The sequence below is a fragment of the Chitinophaga agri genome, assembly GCF_010093065.1.
Taxonomy (GTDB): domain Bacteria; phylum Bacteroidota; class Bacteroidia; order Chitinophagales; family Chitinophagaceae; genus Chitinophaga; species Chitinophaga agri.
The window spans coordinates 6,938,955-6,957,815 of the sequence record NZ_CP048113.1 but is presented as its reverse complement, the minus strand read 5'-3'; the positions used below and the strand labels follow the sequence as shown (position 1 = coordinate 6,957,815).

The window sequence follows — 18,861 nt, the reverse complement described above, 5'->3', positions numbered from 1 at the left end:
TCAGACTTACATGCCGAAGATGCTGTCTACCGGAACCTTACCTGTTACCTGATAAAGATACCACCTCCGCGAATGGAAGTGCAATATCTGGTATACTCGCCTTAGAAGGTGTGAGCTGAATGAAATGTTTTCGTCTGGGAACTTTTGCAGGAGTGGCAAACTGCTTCCTCCAGTTCTTGAGCATGGAGACCGTGATTCCATGATTATCACAAAACACTTGCATCTTTACGTTTGACTGGCTCCATTGCATCGCGATATTCTTCTTCTCCGATATTGTAAATGAACGTATCGTGGAATTATTGGTTGGTTGCATACAGGGCATATTTAAACAACGCAAACATAAACCCTCAGACTTACATGCCGAAGATGCTGTCTACCGGAACCTTACCTGTTACCTGATAAAGATACCACCTCCGCGAATGGAAGTGCAATATCTGGTATACTCGCCTTAGAAGGTGTGAGCTGAATGAAATGTTTTCGTCTGGGAACTTTTGCAGGAGTGGCAAACTGCTTCCTCCAGTTCTTGAGCATGGAGACCGTGATTCCATGATTATCACAAAACACTTGCATCTTTACGTTTGACTGGCTCCATTGCATCGCGATATTCTTCTTCTCCGATATTGTAAATGAACGTATCGTGGAATTATTGGTTGGTTGCATACAGGGCATATTTAAACAACGCAAACATAAACCCTCAGACTTACATGCCGAAGATGCTGTCTACCGGAACCTTACGTTCACCGAATATTGTTCCTTTTGGGCTTAAAGGAAACGATATCGTTGATCTATCAATACCTGGTGCATGGGAAACCTTACTAAGAAAGTTGACAGATCAGTATACTTATAAGTTCGCTGAGGTTGCGCCAACTCTCCCAAAATTTGGCACTGTTAAAATCGAACCATTTAAGCCAACAGATCCTGTATAAATAACCAGGGTTGAAGATCGGAAATGCCTATCAGAAATTGGGGTATGATCCGTCATGTAGTAGCTTTGAGATTACATCTTGTAGTCTTAAAGCTACAGTATAATAAACATACAATTATATATCCAACAATCCTGAATTGGGATTTTGCAGCAGCTTCGAATTTATTATTTCTCCAATATTGGGAAATGGCTTGGTAATTTCTGCATAGGTAAAAACATTTGTGGAACAATATTGAGCTTTGTGTCTATGTGTATATGGTGATACTTTAATTAATAATTGCTTAACAGAATTAACTAAAATAAATATACCTTCACCGGCAATTGACTCACTTAAGCTTAAGGCCGAATTCGTACTATATTTTGGGACCTTGGGATGTAGTTCTTTCGTAATTACCGCGTCACTATTGCGATCACCAGAATACTTATAACATCGTCCTACATTTGGAATGTTAACAACGATTTTAGGGACAAATTTTCTTGAGTGTATTTCCGCTCCTAGACATTCAATGGAACTACCTATAGTAATATGAGGCATTTTCTGTCTTTTAGTATATTATCGGCTTATCAATTTGCTAATTACTCTGTGTAAAGATTCTGTATCAATCGAAAACAGTTCAGAAACCTCATCAATTGTGAATTGATTCCCAATTTTCTCAATCAACTCACTGATAACATACAAATCCAAAACACTATCATTTGATGTCATTTCAATTATAAATCTATCTGGATTATCATCAATTTCTCGCTCGAATTCTTCTTCATTTATTAATTTGTTTGAGTAATCAAGATTTAACTGTAAGAAATGATTCTTCTTTAATAAGTTTTTGATTGCAGTAATTGCGTAAACATGCTTTAAAGCATTTATACTTTTTTCGATTTCCAGAGTTTTGAAATAAAGATCAACGCTTTGTTTTGGTAGTTGAAACTCCACAAAATTGCTCTCAGTAGAGTCCGACAACTTGACTTTCAGAAAATCATTTGGCGCTAATCGATCCTCAAGATCAATTGTTTGATTGATAAAGCTAGTGTGTTCTTCATAGTTTATAATCTCGTTGCTCATGATCTCAATTTTAATTCAGCAAATTTTAAATGATTTGCGATAACTGTGTTATCAAAAATTATTGGCTTGGGATAATGGAAATTAAATGCGATTGATTTTATAGCTCCATTAAGATATTCAAATGTGATGTTTGTGCTATGCACTTCTGATTTTTTTGATAGTCGAATTTGCGACAATTCTAAATCAGAAAGGGCAAATCCTTTGGTCTTCATTATCTTTATGAAATCACTATCATCATTTCCGTCAAGTAAATACTTGATATTAAAACCTATTCCTTTTATGGGAGTATGAGACAATAAAGACTGTATCTTATTTGATACTTCAGCAATGCGTTCAATATTATCTAAATTATTAGGATCTTTTAGCCTTAATTCAATAGCAGCAGTCTTAACAATTAAAACTAAATCATCATACTCATATCCGAATTCCATATCGTCCAAATTTACAAGACCATTTATTGGCTGATTTCCTTTGTATGAGAATAAGTTTGTCTCGACCCACTTTGCATTGAAAACCTTATAATTCCAATTGCCAACGAGGACGGCATTTAAGACTGTTATCTTCATTTTTTTTATTATATAGATATGTATTACAGTTATTTGAGTAAGGAACTAAATGTATATTGTCTAACGTTTGACCAAATATACGCATGAATTAAATATAAGCCAATTAAATGTCGCAACGTAAAGATTGAAATATTAGCCTTATCTAGTTGTCCAACCTGACTTCCTAGTTTATATAGGATAGTAATAATGAGCGGTGAAGAGACTGCTATCTAAACGTAGTATATAATGCTTTAACCATCTAAAAATTTCGCTCGGTCGCTTTCTGTAAGGTTCCGGTAGACAGCATCTTCGGCATGTAAGTCTGAGGGTTTATGTTTGCGTTGTTTAAATATGCCCTGTATGCAACCAACCAATAATTCCACGATACGTTCATTTACAATATCGGAGAAGAAGAATATCGCGATGCAATGGAGCCAGTCAAACGTAAAGATGCAAGTGTTTTGTGATAATCATGGAATCACGGTCTCCATGCTCAAGAACTGGAGGAAGCAGTTTGCCACTCCTGCAAAAGTTCCCAGACGAAAACATTTCATTCAGCTCACACCTTCTAAGGCGAGTATACCAGATATTGCACTTCCATTCGCGGAGGTGGTATCTTTATCAGGTAACAGGATAATTTTTCATTCGGCGGTCAACACAGACATGCTAAAAGAGCTACTAAACAGTAAATAAATGCTGGCACTCTCGTCCTCATGCAGGTATTTTCTGTATACTCAGCCAATCATGATAAGTAGTAGCTTTTACAAACTGGCGGCTATTGTCAATCAACAGATGCATTTGGATCCTTTAACCGGGGATGTCTATATTTTCTTTAACCGCAGAGCTACACATATCAAGCTACTTCAATGGCAGCAAGATGGATTTGCGATTTATTACAAGCGGCTTGAGAAGGGAACATTTGAGATTCCTAAACCAGGTGGGGTACAACCCTCGCTTACTTCTACACAATTGATGCTTATTCTGCAAGGCATTCAGATTGATAAAGTCCAGTACCGCAGGCGGTATTTTCGACAATCTGCCGATCATTAACATCGCGCTAACAAATAATTGATTTACATGTGATAACATTGCAATTGCAATGAGTACGTCAGCAGAAGATAATGATTACAAACAGCTCTATGAGTCTGCCATCAACAAGGTTGAGCAGCTGCAGCATGAATTGAATCAGCTCAAGAAGATGATTTTCGGAGTTCGCCAGGAGCGATTTATTCCCGCAGATAAGAATCAACTGGCACTCGATATTCCAACAGAACAATCTGCTGCTGTTTGCAACGTGTTAAATGCAAAGAAGGTGACTTATGTGAAAGTTGTAAAACAAGATGCGACTCAAGGGAGAGATAGCCGTCATACCATACCATCTCACTTACGAAGAGAAGATGTAATTATAGATCCAGACCATATACCAGCTGGTAGTAAACATATTGGCACCACTGAAACTGAAGTGCTGGAATACAAACCCGCCGAAATTTATGTAGTGCGTTACATCCGTAACAAGTACCTTCTCCCATCTGCGGATGAGACGTCGTCAAAAATCATTGTTGGAACTTTGCCAACATTACCAGTTGCAAAATCGATGATGGGGCCAGGCTTACTGGCTCAACTGGTTGTTGAGAAGATCTGCGATCATCTCCCCGTGCATCGCCAGCAACAACGTCTGGAAAGAGATGGCATAAAGCTACCATACTCAACGCTGAGTGATGGTTTTGCTAAGACAGCTGCGTTAATTACTCCTATTTACAGAGCGCTGGTAACAGAAGTACTCAACGCTGACTATTTGCAGGCTGATGAGACATCGGTACCAGTGCTCGACAAGGATAAGAAAGGGAGTACTCATCGGGGGTATTACTGGCTCTATCAGGATAGTATTAACAAGCTGCTTGTCTTTGATTATCAACCCGGGCGTGGCCGAGAAGGACCCGCAGAAATGCTGAAAGATTTTTATGGTACGCTGCAAACAGACGCTTACTCTGCATATAATAGCATTGTTGATACCAATAATATAACATTGATCCACTGTCTTGCTCATGCAAGAAGGTACTTCTCTGACGCTATTTACAGCGACCGAGAAAGAGCAGAATATGTATTGGAACAGTTACAGCTCGTCTATCAGATTGAACGCGATAGCAGGGCGTTAAATCACGACAATGAAAAACGAGCAGCTTCAAGACAGAAGCACTCCTTACCTATACTGAAGAAATTAGGAAGCTGGATGGAAGACCAATACAAGCAGGTACTTCCACAAAGCCCGATAGGAAAAGCCCTTGCCTATAGTATAAAACGCTGGGATAAACTCTGTGCCTTCGTGTATGATGGAAAGCTACATCCAGATAATAACGCGGCTGAGAGATCTATAAGAGCGACTGTTATAGGCCGAAAGAATTACCTCTTTGCCGGGAGCCACGAATCAGCAAAGCGAATTGCAATGCTCTACAGCCTGATCGGAACCTGTAAACTACATAACATTAATCCCAGCCTTTGGCTAAAGGACGTTTTAACGGTCATTAACGACCATCCTATCAACAGAATCAAAGAGCTCCTACCTCATATCTGGATCACGAAGCAAAAGTAACGCTCTCCAAAGTCATTAAATAGGTGCTGTCTACCGGATACTTACCGCTTTCTAATAATCTAAATTGTTTCCTATGACACAATTGTTACCTAGCAATTGACAGTCACAGTAAGAAGAAGTAACACATTAATTGACCTATAACAAGTTATATCCCTTGTAGAGTTAGAGCTACATACAGCAACTAGACTCATGAAAATTTACTAATAATCAGCCTCAATTGGTTCGAAAACCTACCGCTACTGGGCACAAAAGCGGAAAGGTCGGAGTTATCTCCGACCTTTTGCTTTTTATAGTCGTCTGAGCCCGCCCTGGGCCTGGTTATCAGCTCAAGTATAATATTTGGTTCGGTGGTTCGAAATTTGCTTTCTGAAAAAATCAGCGATCAAGTTGAATTCTTGGGGATTACGATCAAGCATAGAGTTTAATAAGTCTGAAAAGAAAAAGCTTATCATTGAAATGCTTACCTATGGACAGACAGTAATTAGTCTACAGATTAGTTATAGAAATGAGTGAATGAATTCAATATGGTGTTTGATTGAGATCTTTTTAACAATACCCAGTCCAGGGTAATGTCCTGTTGTATGTAAATCTTTATATTCATCAACACCAGAAGTATTCAAATGTGATGTAGCATCCAGATGCTTTTTCAATCTCTTTAATGCTTGATTAAATTTACCGCCTGGGTCAACTGAACTAGGAGGACTTAATATGTCGGACTTGAAATGTTTAACAACAAGGTTATTGTGCTTGTCTTTATCTGTTAAGTGTATTGCGACAACATACGCTGGCCCTCCCCCTTTGCTAAACTGGGCACCAATTATAGTAAAGTCCCCAAAGCCGTTATAGTTCAGGTCTATAGCATATCTGTTATGCAAATCATAGAAAAAATCTTCTTCAGGATATGCCTCATTTTTGCTTCTTTTTTTGAACCCATCACTGATTAGAATATCAGGAGCCTTGCTTGAAGAAAATTCTTCAACATAGTCGACACCAATATTTCCATCAATAAATATGTTGTATTTGTTGTTTTTATCTGCCGAAATTATTTCAGCGAGTTTCGTTGCGTCATTGAATTTATGAAAATGTATAAAAGCATGCTCATTGTTCGGGAATCTAGTAATAAAAGTTTTAACATCAGCTAAAGATGTGTCGGGTTGTATGATAAAGCCTAAAGTATAATTTTCATAATCTTTAAATACATTTGTAACTAAAGAATCAATAATTGTTTTGCTAAAAGAAACAGATGCCAAATCTCCGACCATAGGATTTGTAACAAGAATGAAGTGAATCCCTTTCTCCAAAATCCTCTTATAATGTTTTTCTACAATCTTAGTTACAGGTTCAATAACTGGGATTACTGATTTGTTTTTGTATGTACTATCTTTGACTTCAAAGATAGCTGCCAAGTCATATTGCTTAGCCCTGAGGTAGGGAAAATACATAATAACGGGGTTTAGTTGATTTTTTGCTCTAACCCCAATTTAACTAATTTGCAGTCATTATCAGAAAGTTTTTTTTCTATTAATAGATTTTTTAATGCTTTATGTGCATTATTTACTAAGTTGATTTGATCTCTCGAAATGCGCCTCTGTTTGAGAGTATTAATAAAGTAGGAATGAGCTTCAATATTTGAAAGCTGCTGAAAAATCTTTTTACAGGTAGCATGAATAATCGTTCCTGGAACTTTCGGAGTTTGCCCAAATGCCTTTTCAATAATGGATAAGTACTCTGATCTTCTGAGGCTATCAAATATAAGATCTTTGTCTAAAATATCTAAGTTTGATTTCGCTTCTCGGAATGTATCAACAGTCAGATCAGTATTTAGCATCGTTATACCAATATTAGGGGCTACTATTTTTTCAATTTTAGTAATGTTTTCTTTATTTGATGTAATGATTACTTTGTCAAATATTTTTTGATATGCCGATGTTTGAGAAATTAATCTGTCAAGACGGTCTATATCGGACTTGACTTCATAGACAATTGAAGTTCCGTTTAAAATAACAATATCTGCCTTTGCATTAAAGGATCTAAATTCTGTGAAATAGGATGCTTCCTGAAGGGTATAATTTTTTAATAGAACTTCGTTGAGTATAGCAGATTTATAAATATATTCACATCGATAATGGTCGTTCAAATAATAAAATATTTTGGGAAGAACCGATTTAACAGTGAGACCAGACCTTAACAAAGATTTAAATCCGGTCTGATTAAGCACATGTGTTAAATAAGGAACATGAGTACCTTTTATCATCTTTTGAGTAAAAGATGGTGAAAATAAATTTGCAAGTAGTGATGGGTACTTTACTTCAATGTGTTTAACCATTAAGTTCGGATGATTAATCTTTGCAAGATAGAGAAAATGTTTATAATGATAAAAAGATATGTAACAAACTCCAAAAGAGGATGAAATTATCAACTTGTCAATAATCAATGTAATTGGGTTTCAAAGCTACTGGGCACTAAAGGTCGGAGTTTATCTTCAGCGTTTTCTTTTTGCTTCTCCACTGGAACCCCAAGGGGTTCCAACACCAGGCGATGCTATTGCCTCCGGATTTAAATGAAATGGTAGCGAGTAACCACCCCATGCGGGTAGTAAACGAAGTACTTGACAAAATTGATGTCAGTCAGCAACGCTTATTTACATCTCAAGTTGTTTATTATCAATATTATTTGGTTCGAAAACGTTCCACTACTGGGCACAGAAAATGCAAAAGCCGCTCTAAGAGCGGCTTTTGCATTTTTTATAATTTTCTTACCTACGCAACTATTTAATTCTCAACTAAAAATAGTTCGATTCCTGTTTTGCTATAATAAACGCTAATTATAATACCGATTTGAATATAACTATTCCGTAGACATTATTCATCAATTATATTCTTACCAATACAAGGGTTTAAAGCTTTTAGCACTACGGTATTAATCTTCTTTCTTATGGGACTATATACCTCATCTAAAAATGCATAATTCATGGGAGAAATAGGCAATCTTAAAGTTTCGACTAAAATATGTAAACAACTATAATTTGATAAAGCAGAGTTACTCAATATATTTTACTTCAATGATCTTTGTCTTAGTCGTAAAACGCTCAACCAGTTCTCCCACTTCACTCAACACCTTCAGTACCTCAGGCATCCAAGGAGCATTATCTACTTCCTTCCCCTGCTTTTTCGCAATTTTTGCAAATGGTCCACCCAATGCCATTAACAACTCCACCAACGTCTCCTCACTGAACCGATCTGCATATCCCAGTATCAATCCCACCAAAGTATCTGCAGCTGGCTTCCTATCCCCTTTTAATATCGCTAATATATCTTCATCAGTATATTCAAAACCTGATTCCTGGATAGCGCCTACCGGTATGTGATACCCCCCTCTTAATAAGCCCCAACATCACTTCCCGCGATACCCGGTCCAATATTGCCTGCTTCCGATCTGGCGTTATCCAACTTGCCTGTAACAAAGTATAATAATGTCTTTCTTCAAGCGGCAATTGCTCTAATAATGGTAAAAGTTCATCCCAATAAATATTAGTCAATTCCACAAACCCCATAAAGCTATCTTTGATCAACGCAGATAAAGTAACCCTTTCTATTGCAAGATGACGCAATAAATGATGTACTAACGACACACTCATTCCACTAAAATCATTGATAAATAGCTTTCGTTCAACCAAGCCACTGCCTATTAACTCCAACTTGCTCTCATTTTTAAGCACCTTACCCATCAGCAGCGAGCTTATAATATTATCCAAGTCTTTCCCATCCTCCTGATCCAATCCTGTTGGCAATGGCGTATTAAACAACTCCTTATGCACACTCTCAATATAAACCATCAACTGCTCATCAACTGAATAATTACTTGTTGTCTGATAATACCGTATAATATTCCTCCAACTAGGTATAAATCTTGCATTCGCCAATAACAAATGATAATATTGTACTGGCAACAATCTTAGATCAGATACTTTAAAACTTACTCGTTCTATCACCCTCATCTTTGTCCCATCACTTACCGTATTATCACTCAACACAACTACCATCGTATTAGTATCCTCCTGATCATGATCTTCCAATGGGATAAAACTCTTGACCAAATAATCTTCTCTATCACTTTGCACATATAAACACAATGGAGAATGGGCCATTTTCAAAATATTAGTCAACTGGGCACGATTAAATTCTTTTAGATCAGCCACGTTTTCAAACCTATCTAGCATATAATCAATCATAGCAGGGTTTAATTCATACGAATGATGTTTATATACAGTAAGTATCCGGTAGACAGCACCTATTTAATGACTTTGGAGAGCGTTACTTTTGCTTCGTGATCCAGATATGAGGTAGGAGCTCTTTGATTCTGTTGATAGGATGGTCGTTAATGACCGTTAAAACGTCCTTTAGCCAAAGGCTGGGATTAATGTTATGTAGTTTACAGGTTCCGATCAGGCTGTAGAGCATTGCAATTCGCTTTGCTGATTCATGGCTCCCGGCAAAGAGGTAATTCTTTCGGCCTATAACAGTCGCTCTTATAGATCTCTCAGCCGCGTTATTATCTGGATGTAGCTTTCCATCATACACGAAGGCACAGAGTTTATCCCAGCGTTTTATACTATAGGCAAGGGCTTTTCCTATCGGGCTTTGTGGAAGTACCTGCTTGTATTGGTCTTCCATCCAGCTTCCTAATTTCTTCAGTATAGGTAAGGAGTGCTTCTGTCTTGAAGCTGCTCGTTTTTCATTGTCGTGATTTAACGCCCTGCTATCGCGTTCAATCTGATAGACGAGCTGTAACTGTTCCAATACATATTCTGCTCTTTCTCGGTCGCTGTAAATAGCGTCAGAGAAGTACCTTCTTGCATGAGCAAGACAGTGGATCAATGTTATATTATTGGTGTCAACGATGCTATTATATGCAGAGTAAGCGTCTGTTTGCAGCGTACCATAAAAATCTTTCAGCATTTCTGCGGGTCCTTCCCGGCCACGCCCGGGTTGATAATCAAAGACAAGCAGCTTGTTAATATTATCCTGATAGAGCCAGTAATACCCCCGATGAGTGCTCCCTTTCTTATCCTTGTCGAGCACTGGTACCGAGTCGAGTAGGCAAGGGCATTTCAGCCCAAGCCTCTCACAGCACCGTGCGTGATAGTCTCCCATCACACGGCGCTTCCAGATTAGCAATACAATTAATATGGGCGAATAAATGACCAGTGTTCAAATAATCGGGGATTGGTTTCGTAGACTCTTACAAGCCATCTATGCGCCCGTCCCTTTCCAAGCTTTCTATTTTCCATTATCCATCTTACCAATTTTAGATTTAGCCAGTACCACAATCCATGTGTTGTCCACTTTGAGTATACACAATAATACTGATACCATCCCCTGATTTTAGGGTTTAGTATCCTTGCGATGTTCAAAATCGTGCCTTGGAAACGTCTTCTTACTACCTCTCTCACTTTTTGCCTAACTGCTTTTTTAGACGAGTCACTCATACACGGAAAATACATAAGTTTCCAGCCATTCTTAGTTGGTCTGCCTAATGGTCGAAAAGTATAACCCAGAAAGTCAAAGCTTACACTTCGATGTGCTTCAGTATGTATATGATTTTTGCAGTAAACTATACGCGTCTTTTCCTCATTCAGCATCAACCGACAATCTATCATCCTCCTGGTAATTGCACCTTTGATGAAATTTGCCTGTTTTTCTGTCGTACAGTGTATAATTGCATCGTCACAATACCGTTCAAAAGGCATGTTTGAGTGATTCTTTTCCATCCATTTATCAAATACAAAGTGAAGGAAGATGTTAGCTAGTAGCGGGCTTATTACTCCTCCCTGAGGAGTGCCCTTTTCCCCACGTCTAACTTCTCCGTTACACATAATTCCAGCCTTAAGCCATCGCTTAATATACATTAGAATCCATTTCTCTTTTGTATACCACTCGATTGCCTTCAACAACAGTTCGTGATCTATACTATCAAAAAACGCTCGAATATCAATATCAACCACCCAACTATAATAACCACACCGTGCAGTGGCTTTCTCCAAGGCCTGATGTGCATTCTTACCGGGACGATATCCATAACTATCCTCATGGAAGCTGCCTTCCACGATAGGTTCAAGATAATTTTTCACAACCTGTTGAGCTATGCGATCTGATATTGTAGGTATGCCAAGAATACGCACACCGCCAGATTTCTTTGGAATTTCAACGCTTTTCACAACTGGCGGGTAATAACATCCAGATGTCATTCTGTTCCAAATCCGGTATAGATTCTTTGACGCATCAATCGAAAAATCTTCTATACTTTCTCCGTCGATTCCACCACTTGCATTATTTTCCTTTACTTTCTTGTAAGCATCCAGTACCATTTTCTTGGTCACCGGATGTTGCTTTGTTTCATAATAATCAATCATCCATTTTACTGTTGTTGGTTTTATAAAACTAATCTGGCTAAGCCCTTCCCTCCACAGCCATTACAGCAGCTTCAATAGTACTACGACTTAGTCCGCCTCTGTACAGGATATTGGTATTTAACCTTGCGGTGTCTCCGCTTGAATTGTTCCCTTTGCACTCCTGTACAAATTCCCTTGTTCCATTAAATCGCCTGATTTAGTGTCCTGCTACCTATGTACCGCCTGTCATCTAGCCAACACCAGGTTACTGTCGCTAAACTTAATTTGTAGGTAAGAAACTGTTACCTGCTTTCGACAGAATAAGTGCGATATCGATACTTTACTATGGCAGTTCACTTTCGTTCAGCTCACTAAATCTTACCTGACAGATTAATTCTGCCTTTTCCCCTATCGCTCAACACCTTTTCCTTTCGTCCAAAGCATCATAGGGTGGTTTGTAAGGTATGCCTGTCATCCCTTACGGTGGGCCTGCCACCATCAATCTAACAGCATGTAACTTTTCATGTTACTTCAAGGCACACTGTCTCATCAGCCTGCAAATAGTCAGCGTTGAGTACTTCTGTTACCAGCGCTCTGTAAATAGGAGTAATTAACGCAGCTGTCTTAGCAAAACCATCACTCAGCGTTGAGTATGGTAGCTTTATGCCATCTCTTTCCAGACGTTGTTGCTGGCGATGCACGGGGAGATGATCGCAGATCTTCTCAACAACCAGTTGAGCCAGTAAGCCTGGCCCCATCATCGATTTTGTAACTGGTAATGTTGGCAAAGGTCCAACAATAATTTTTGACGACGTCTCATCCGCAGATGGGAGAAGGTACTTGTTACGGATGTAACGGACTACATAAATTTCAGCGGGTTTGTATTCCAGCACTTCAGTTTCAGTGGTGCCAATATGTTTACTACCAGCTGGTATATGGTCTGGATCTATAATTACATCTTCTCTTCGTAAGTGAGATGGTATGGTATGACGGCTATCTCTCCCTTGAGTCGCATCTTGTTTTACAACTTTGACATAAGTCACCTTCTTTGCATCTAACACGTTGCAAACAACAGCAGATTGTTCTGTTGGAATATCGAGTGCCAGTTGATTCTTATCTGCGGGAATAAATCGCTCCTGGCGAACTCCGAAAATCATCTTCTTGAGCTGATTCAATTCATGCTGCAGCTGCTCAACCTTGTTGATGGCAGACTCATAGAGCTGTTTGTAATCATTATCTTTTGCTGACGTACTCATTGCAATTGCAATGTTATCAAATGGAAATCAATTATTTGTTAGCGCGATGTTAATGATCGGAAGATTGTCGAAAATACCGCCTGCGGTACTGGACTTTATCCATCTGAATGCCTTGCAGAATAAGCATCAATTGTGTAGAAGTAAGCGAGGGTTGTACCCCACCTGGTTTAGGAATCTCAAATGTTCCCTTCTCAAGCCGCTTGTAATAAATCGCAAATCCATCTTGCTGCCATTGAAGTAGCTTGATATGTGTAGCTCTGCGGTTAAAGAAAATATAGACATCCCCGGTTAAAGGATCCAAATGCATCTGTTGATTGACAATAGCCGCCAGTTTGTAAAAGCTACTACTTATCATGATTGGCTGAGTATACAGAAAATACCGGCATGAGGACGAGAGTGCCAGCATTTATTTACTGTTTAGTAGCTCTTTTAGCATGTCTGTGTTGACCGCCGAATGAAAAATTATCCTGTTACCTGATAAAGATACCACCTCCGCGAATGGAAGTGCAATATCTGGTATACTCGCCTTAGAAGGTGTGAGCTGAATGAAATGTTTTCGTCTGGGAACTTTTGCAGGAGTGGCAAACTGCTTCCTCCAGTTCTTGAGCATGGAGACCGTGATTCCATGATTATCACAAAACACTTGCATCTTTACGTTTGACTGGCTCCATTGCATCGCGATATTCTTCTTCTCCGATATTGTAAATGAACGTATCGTGGAATTATTGGTTGGTTGCATACAGGGCATATTTAAACAACGCAAACATAAACCCTCAGACTTACATGCCGAAGATGCTGTCTACCGGAACCTTACAAATTCGGACCTCTTCTTACCAGCCATACCACCAATTTTTCTATATAATCTGGCCGCATTTGCCGGAATTCATCCATAAAACGTATACCCGTTTCATCAAATTTTACGATCACATTAGCAATACCCTCTATTTTACCTTTAATATCCTCCCTATCCTCCCATTGAAGCATATAAGTAACAAGATCAAAATTTAGTATCGCAGGGCCAAGACAATCGTTCGCATTGATCCTTTGTACATGAAATAAAAATAAGCATGGACGGGAAAGGTCGGGCGTTGGATAATGTATGGATCGAACGACTGTGGAGGAGTGTTAAATATGAACACATTTACCTGAACGTACACGAAGATGGTCTTTCACTCTATCAAGGACTGACAGGATATTTTAATTTTTATAATCGTGCCCGCCTACATCAATCATTGGATTATTCAACTCCAATAGAAGTATATATGGCGAAAGCCGCATAATCCCCTGCCGGGGGGCTTGTATTAAATGATTCACTGGGCAAAGCCCAGTAAATCATTTAACACTTAAAAGCTTAAAAAGAACGATTATCGGTCCTAAGACTGGGGACCGCCAAACTAGGACGAGATCATTTGCTCCCGGTACGATTGACCGGGCAGTATGTATCATATCTCAAAGCATAGTTCTAACTGATAATACCAGTTGTGAAATTATATAATTTTAACAATTGGGACGATGACCACTTGTGTCTATTAAAATTTTCAAGCCATTCTTGGGAACTGTACCCAATTTGTAATATTTATTCACCCGAAGTAAAATTCTAAGTGTATGAGTCCTCAACATAAAACCAATGGTGGAACTAAAAAGATAAAATAATGGTTAAGATATTTTCGATTCTCTTATTGAGTATATTTTCCTCTAAGCTTCCAGCTCAGAATCCCATAGTAATCAATGCATGCTATTTATCAAAGGACAGTATTGGTCTGGAAATTAAGAATAATTCAGATGGTAACAGTTTTCTATTTTCCGTTTATAAACAGCATTTATTTGGAAAAAATTGGGAAACCAATAATTATGATATTTTTTGTAATATAGAGAATCCAAATACATCGGTATTTACAATCGGACCTCATGAAATACTCTTCTTCTCAGTTCCAATTGACGACTCCATGATCTGTACGAATAAGATACCTAGAAGGCATTATAGAAGATTGGCGCAAAGCATATCCTATAGATACATGTTTTGGGCGACAAAGGAAATGAATAATACCGAACATAAATATTATTCAAATATCTTAAACTAGATGAAATGCTGACCAAAATGTCAAAGGCTTGTTCAATCTATCCTAACAAAAAAGAAAAAACGCAGTTCTTTACAGCCAGGTCATGTCAATTCCCAGTATCGAGAAATATCGAGATCCGGCATCGACACGTGAAGGTATCGACGTTTAGAAGTAATTGTTCAGGCAAAGACTGCACGAGTGCAGATTGGGGCTATTTTACGATTAATGTGCAGTAATGATAAAATGTAATATTTCCTTTACTTACCAGAGGGAGAATCAGCCTTTTATTTGAAAAAACTCCATACAAAAAAAGGAGCTATCCCAATTTACTTTTGAGATAGCTCCTTCTTGTTATATCCTGTTGCTGACAAACTATTTATTTATTTCAGTCAGCTGAGCAAACAAAGCAAAGTGCTCAGTCAACGTATCTAAAAACTGAATGGATTTTGTAGCATCCAGAAAGATAGTATTTTCAAAATCCTCTAAACCTAAGATGTCTGTGTCATAAATTTTCTGATGTTCCTCCCATTTACCAGCTGTTCTGACGTATAGATTTTTTATATAAAAGTTTATTTCCTCTCCATCCTTATTTTTAATAGAAGAATTCGAAGCAATTTCAAATAAAAATGATCGCAGGTAAGGGATGTCCTTGATCTGTGTATCCCATATATGACTTTTCAGGTGAGTCTTTACAAAGGCCAGAATATCTGTGTGATCAAGACTTAATTCCTGGCTATATGTTTCTTCTGAAAGATTCAGGTACTTATTGTCAAATAACCATTTTACCAATAAGGAATAAGCTTGCGGGACAGTGTTAAACTTGTTTGCGGGATTGAAATAGCTATGAGCAAAGATCTCAGTATCTTCGATAATCCTTATTTCAATAGTCGTCACCTCTTTTTCATCGTTTGCAAACCACACTTTTATTTCCGCTATATCATTCAATGACTTTTCAAAAATTGTACTGCTGCGAGTACTTCTTGATTGATTGTCAAAATATGCAAGACATTCCTCTAAAGAACTCCCTGGGTTTATGAAACCGTCCCAAAAGCTTATCGGTTTAGGATCAACGAATTCTTTTTTCCCACGTGCTGGTTTGGAAAACACTACCATATTACTCAGGTAGTTGTCAAATTTGTAATCCTCATTCCTGACACTTACAGGTGGGTAGTAACTGTCATTGGTGATATCAAATTTGAAAGTGTAGTCTATCAGCTGCTGCTTGTCTTTGAATGCTTTTTGCCCCTGATTAGATGTGATTGTTTTAGGCGGTTTACCCAGATTATTCTGCTCAAATAGCTGTGCAATCCTTGGGTCCGTACTTTTTACTCCTATCAGACTTATTAAATCCTGCAGTATCATTTTTGTGTTTCTTTTAATTCTGTCGGGAAATTGGGATTGTTCCACCGTACCGGGCACAAAAGCGGAAAGGTCCGAGATGTTCTCCAACCGTTTGCTTTTTATAGTCGTCTAAGCCTGCGATATTCACTATTCCTTCCTACACTCAAAACAAAACTCAGGCAACACAATCAATACATGTCTCGCCATAAGATGTTCTGTTGGACATTCTTAAGATAAAGCCCTGCTAATCATAAGCTTCTGCCCCCCAACACGCTTATTTGTCTTTCTCTTCAAAACATTTCCATTTCAGCTTGATACAATCGTTCAGGCCTTTGGTCAATGTCTGCAGCACTTTTAGCAACCTAATTTATTGATAATATGAATTAAACGGCTCGTAAACTTACCCCTAATGGGCACACGAAAAGAAAAAGCCTCCAGTGACCTAATTAGCTTTCTTTTTTAAACAGAAATTTTCGATGCGTAACTCCCCAAGCTGAAATAGCGTCAATTACCCCGCTCAAAGTCTTACCATGTTCCGTTAGCGCGTATTCCACAGTTGTCGGCTTCGTATTCATCACAGTTCGGGACACTATTTCATTTTGCTCAAGTTCCTGCAACTCTTTAGAGAGCATTTTGGCAGCAATACCTTCTATCCCACGCAGCATATCCATAAAACGCACCTTACCATATAGCAGGAGCCATCCAATAATCTGAATTTTCCATTTCCCCGATAACAAGATCATAGTATCCTTTATTGCAATTAATTGCTCTTTACAATCAGGTACTTGCGGAGCTGGCTTTTTTGCATTCATATAATTCAAAATTACTGTAATCGCTTTATCAATAGCTACTTGATTTCATAGAGGAAACCAGTTTCCAAAAGGTAACAGATAACAATTGTAAAGCTATGTCAAATAATTTTGTGTTGTAATATTTAAACCATGCAGAAAGAAAAAAGAATTTATTGGATCATTACAATTATTGGAATCGCGTTGATTGTACTTCCATCCTATTTTGCTCCGCGGGCATACTTAATCGAATCCATACACAGACTTGGCTTCCCTGCTTATTTCAATCTTGAATTAGACATCTGTAAGATCGTGGGTGCAATAATTATCCTCATCCCTGCTATACCCAGTATGTTTAAAGAATGGGCTTATGTCGCTTTTGGAATATTACTGCTTTCTGCAAGCCTGGGACACTGGCTCGCTGATGGTGCTGCAAAAGGTATGGCACCGCTGATTCCGTTTGCAATACTATGCGTATCCTATTATTATTTTAGAAAAATAAACTATGCAAAATAAACCGCCTGCAGTAATCGCCGCTTCTCTGATATAAAGGGACTTTCCTCTCAAAATCTAACATGAGAGCTTTTGCAGAGGCCTATCCAGAATTTCAACAGCCACTATCAATTGATAACCAACATACCAGCACCTCCATATCAATGGTGCAAGCACTACTTGCACCATTGACATGATACCATCATTTTACACTATTTGACAAGGTAAAAGATTCAGAAGAACGGATCTTCTTATTTATAAAAATCCCCAGCATGGGTGGAGTTGAATGGTGCCTGTGTATCAGATAGAAGTAACTACCATCCCGGCCAGGTATACACCAGCAGGCCATAAACGAAACCGCCGGAACTATCATCCCCAACAGTGGACCTTAAAAAGTTGTTAAAATTTTTTTAACAGTTCTAAATTTTCATCTCAGTTTTTAAATTGCCGCCCGTTCCTACGAATCATACTGGTAACAACGCTAAACTGACATTTTTTGAAAACTATCATTAATAAATTTTAGTTATTGGATCATGTTAACAGAATTACTATTTACCCGTTCGCCCAGATCTTTTAAGAGGCGCTTTTCCTATTGTTTATGCATCGTTTTTTTCGCAGCGCACACACTTGTAAAAGCGGAAAAAGTACCTTCTCCTCCGCAGTCTACTGACAATTTCACCGTAAGGCTTATGAACATCGAGGCTGCGGCCAATGAAACGTTCCGTTATAATGCCACCCTACGTAATCCCGGCACTACGCCCTTAGTCTATCAACTCTCAGCAGCGGTTCCCGCCGGCTGGATGGTAGGCTTCCGTGTCCAGGGGATGCCGGTCACCGCACTCAATTTAACAGGCGCCAAGTCTGAAGAGCTATCCGTAGAAGTGAATCCTTCACCAAACGTAAAACCGGGCAAGTATAAAATTCCGGTCCACGCGGTATCCAGCCATGATACACTACAATTAGAGCTTGAGGCCGTTGTAAAAGGCAATTACGCTGTCACGCTTACAACACCTACCGGCCGCCTGAGTGATGAAGTCACTGCCGGTGCACACCAGGAGATCCACCTTACAGTGAAAAATACCGGTACGCTACCCCTGAAAGAACTCGAGCACTCCGCACAGCTTCCTCCGCAGTGGACATGCACGTTTGAGCCTGCAAAGCTCCAGCAACTGAACCCGGATGCCTCACAGGAAGTGATAGCCAAAATAAGTGTGCCCGACAAAACCATTGCCGGTGACTATGCTATTACCTTCAACGTAAAGAGCCAGGAAAGCAACGCGCAGGCTGCTTTCCGTATCACAGTAAAAACGTCCCTGCTTGCGGGATGGCTTGGCATCCTCATTATTTTAGTGGCCATTGGCATTGTCTGGTATCTCATCCGCAAGTACGGTAGGAGGTAACAGCATCTCCATC

General features: G+C 38.9%; 22 protein-coding genes and 1 pseudogene. 7 read left to right on the top strand and 16 right to left on the bottom strand.

All coding sequences use genetic code 11. The features are described 5' to 3' along the window. Nucleotides 1–37: 37 nt before the first annotated feature. Both tnpA (GWR21_RS27860) and tnpA (GWR21_RS27855) read right to left on the bottom strand, forming a co-directional pair. Nucleotides 38–313, bottom strand: coding sequence for an IS66 family insertion sequence element accessory protein TnpA (gene tnpA / locus GWR21_RS27860; protein WP_162334977.1), 276 nt, complete (start codon nucleotides 311–313; stop codon nucleotides 38–40). A 71-nt stretch (nucleotides 314–384) separates the two neighbouring features. Then, on the bottom strand, nucleotides 385–660 hold the full coding sequence (gene tnpA, locus GWR21_RS27855) for an IS66 family insertion sequence element accessory protein TnpA (RefSeq protein WP_162334977.1): 276 nt from the start codon (nucleotides 658–660) through the stop codon (nucleotides 385–387). Nucleotides 661–704: 44 nt separating this feature from the next. On the opposite strand from tnpA (GWR21_RS27855), the gene GWR21_RS27850 reads away from it, so the two are divergent. Next, nucleotides 705–926, top strand: a complete 222-nt coding sequence (locus GWR21_RS27850) for a hypothetical protein (RefSeq protein WP_162334976.1) — start codon at nucleotides 705–707, stop codon at nucleotides 924–926. A 114-nt stretch (nucleotides 927–1,040) separates the two neighbouring features. Here the strand turns inward: GWR21_RS27850 and GWR21_RS27845 are convergent, their stop codons facing one another. Genes GWR21_RS27845 through GWR21_RS27835 form a run of 3 tightly spaced genes read right to left on the bottom strand, consistent with a single transcriptional unit; the run spans nucleotide 1,041 to nucleotide 2,551 of the window. Then, entirely contained in the window at nucleotides 1,041–1,460 is a 420-nt protein-coding gene (locus GWR21_RS27845) for a hypothetical protein (RefSeq protein ID WP_162334975.1), read from the bottom strand. Between the two features lie 18 nt (nucleotides 1,461–1,478). Continuing rightward, the gene (locus GWR21_RS27840) at nucleotides 1,479–1,985 is read right to left on the bottom strand and encodes a hypothetical protein (protein WP_162334974.1); all 507 of its coding nucleotides are present in this window, start codon (nucleotides 1,983–1,985) and stop codon (nucleotides 1,479–1,481) included. Beyond that, nucleotides 1,982–2,551: a hypothetical protein gene (locus GWR21_RS27835; RefSeq protein WP_162334973.1), complete on the bottom strand. Its 570-nt coding sequence runs from the start codon at nucleotides 2,549–2,551 to the stop codon at nucleotides 1,982–1,984. The genes GWR21_RS27840 and GWR21_RS27835 overlap by 4 nt, the downstream gene beginning before the upstream one ends. 339 nt (nucleotides 2,552–2,890) lie before the next feature. On the opposite strand from GWR21_RS27835, the gene tnpA (GWR21_RS27830) reads away from it, so the two are divergent. The 3 genes from tnpA (GWR21_RS27830) to tnpC (GWR21_RS27820) are packed head-to-tail and all read left to right on the top strand — an operon-like array spanning nucleotide 2,891 to nucleotide 5,120. Then, the gene (gene tnpA, locus GWR21_RS27830) at nucleotides 2,891–3,223 is read left to right on the top strand and encodes an IS66 family insertion sequence element accessory protein TnpA (protein ID WP_162334964.1); all 333 of its coding nucleotides are present in this window, start codon (nucleotides 2,891–2,893) and stop codon (nucleotides 3,221–3,223) included. Further along, nucleotides 3,224–3,580: an IS66 family insertion sequence element accessory protein TnpB gene (gene tnpB / locus GWR21_RS27825; RefSeq protein ID WP_262888475.1), complete on the top strand. Its 357-nt coding sequence runs from the start codon at nucleotides 3,224–3,226 to the stop codon at nucleotides 3,578–3,580. It abuts the gene before it with no gap. 49 nt (nucleotides 3,581–3,629) lie between these two features. Continuing rightward, nucleotides 3,630–5,120: an IS66 family transposase gene (gene tnpC / locus GWR21_RS27820; RefSeq protein ID WP_162334971.1), complete on the top strand. Its 1,491-nt coding sequence runs from the start codon at nucleotides 3,630–3,632 to the stop codon at nucleotides 5,118–5,120. Nucleotides 5,121–5,617: 497 nt separating this feature from the next. On the opposite strand, the gene GWR21_RS27815 is transcribed toward tnpC (GWR21_RS27820), so the two are convergent. From GWR21_RS27815 to tnpA (GWR21_RS27775), 9 genes are all read right to left on the bottom strand, one after another. Next, entirely contained in the window at nucleotides 5,618–6,562 is a 945-nt protein-coding gene (locus tag GWR21_RS27815; RefSeq protein WP_162334970.1) for a sce7725 family protein, read from the bottom strand. A gap of 11 nt (nucleotides 6,563–6,573) precedes the next feature. Continuing rightward, the gene (locus GWR21_RS27810) at nucleotides 6,574–7,446 is read right to left on the bottom strand and encodes a sce7726 family protein (protein ID WP_162334969.1); all 873 of its coding nucleotides are present in this window, start codon (nucleotides 7,444–7,446) and stop codon (nucleotides 6,574–6,576) included. 713 nt (nucleotides 7,447–8,159) lie between these two features. Further along, complete coding sequence (locus GWR21_RS27805; RefSeq protein ID WP_238430048.1) at nucleotides 8,160–8,378, bottom strand: hypothetical protein; 219 nt, start codon at nucleotides 8,376–8,378, stop codon at nucleotides 8,160–8,162. Nucleotides 8,379–8,448: 70 nt separating this feature from the next. Further along, entirely contained in the window at nucleotides 8,449–9,351 is a 903-nt protein-coding gene (locus GWR21_RS27800; protein WP_162334967.1) for a hypothetical protein, read from the bottom strand. An 82-nt stretch (nucleotides 9,352–9,433) separates the two neighbouring features. Next, the gene (gene tnpC / locus GWR21_RS27795) at nucleotides 9,434–10,201 is read right to left on the bottom strand and encodes an IS66 family transposase (RefSeq protein WP_162330088.1); all 768 of its coding nucleotides are present in this window, start codon (nucleotides 10,199–10,201) and stop codon (nucleotides 9,434–9,436) included. 101 nt (nucleotides 10,202–10,302) lie between these two features. After that, complete coding sequence (gene ltrA, locus GWR21_RS27790; RefSeq protein ID WP_162330897.1) at nucleotides 10,303–11,532, bottom strand: group II intron reverse transcriptase/maturase; 1,230 nt, start codon at nucleotides 11,530–11,532, stop codon at nucleotides 10,303–10,305. A 500-nt stretch (nucleotides 11,533–12,032) separates the two neighbouring features. Beyond that, nucleotides 12,033–12,767 carry an IS66 family transposase gene (locus GWR21_RS27785; protein ID WP_162334966.1) on the bottom strand — a complete coding sequence of 245 codons (735 nt, stop codon included), beginning with the start codon at nucleotides 12,765–12,767 and terminating at the stop codon, nucleotides 12,033–12,035. A 49-nt stretch (nucleotides 12,768–12,816) separates the two neighbouring features. Next, nucleotides 12,817–13,173, bottom strand: a complete 357-nt coding sequence (tnpB, locus tag GWR21_RS27780; protein WP_262888474.1) for an IS66 family insertion sequence element accessory protein TnpB — start codon at nucleotides 13,171–13,173, stop codon at nucleotides 12,817–12,819. Continuing rightward, nucleotides 13,174–13,506 carry an IS66 family insertion sequence element accessory protein TnpA gene (gene tnpA / locus GWR21_RS27775; protein WP_162334964.1) on the bottom strand — a complete coding sequence of 111 codons (333 nt, stop codon included), beginning with the start codon at nucleotides 13,504–13,506 and terminating at the stop codon, nucleotides 13,174–13,176. It lies immediately after the preceding gene. Nucleotides 13,507–13,822: 316 nt separating this feature from the next. Between tnpA (GWR21_RS27775) and GWR21_RS27770 the strand changes: the two are divergent. Continuing rightward, nucleotides 13,823–14,047 (top strand): annotated as a pseudogene (locus GWR21_RS27770) (integrase core domain-containing protein); the annotation flags it as partial. Nucleotides 14,048–15,199: 1,152 nt separating this feature from the next. Here the strand turns inward: GWR21_RS27770 and GWR21_RS27765 are convergent. Together GWR21_RS27765 and GWR21_RS27760 are read right to left on the bottom strand one after the other, a co-directional pair. Continuing rightward, nucleotides 15,200–16,276 carry a hypothetical protein gene (locus GWR21_RS27765; RefSeq protein ID WP_162334962.1) on the bottom strand — a complete coding sequence of 359 codons (1,077 nt, stop codon included), beginning with the start codon at nucleotides 16,274–16,276 and terminating at the stop codon, nucleotides 15,200–15,202. A gap of 338 nt (nucleotides 16,277–16,614) precedes the next feature. Then, the gene (locus tag GWR21_RS27760) at nucleotides 16,615–16,980 is read right to left on the bottom strand and encodes a winged helix-turn-helix transcriptional regulator (protein WP_202929000.1); all 366 of its coding nucleotides are present in this window, start codon (nucleotides 16,978–16,980) and stop codon (nucleotides 16,615–16,617) included. A 129-nt stretch (nucleotides 16,981–17,109) separates the two neighbouring features. Between GWR21_RS27760 and GWR21_RS27755 the strand changes: the two genes are divergently transcribed. Then, nucleotides 17,110–17,472, top strand: coding sequence for a DoxX family protein (locus GWR21_RS27755; RefSeq protein ID WP_162334961.1), 363 nt, complete (start codon nucleotides 17,110–17,112; stop codon nucleotides 17,470–17,472). 665 nt (nucleotides 17,473–18,137) lie between these two features. Then, nucleotides 18,138–18,848: a COG1470 family protein gene (locus GWR21_RS27750; RefSeq protein WP_238430046.1), complete on the top strand. Its 711-nt coding sequence runs from the start codon at nucleotides 18,138–18,140 to the stop codon at nucleotides 18,846–18,848. The last annotated feature ends 13 nt before the right edge of the window (nucleotides 18,849–18,861 follow it).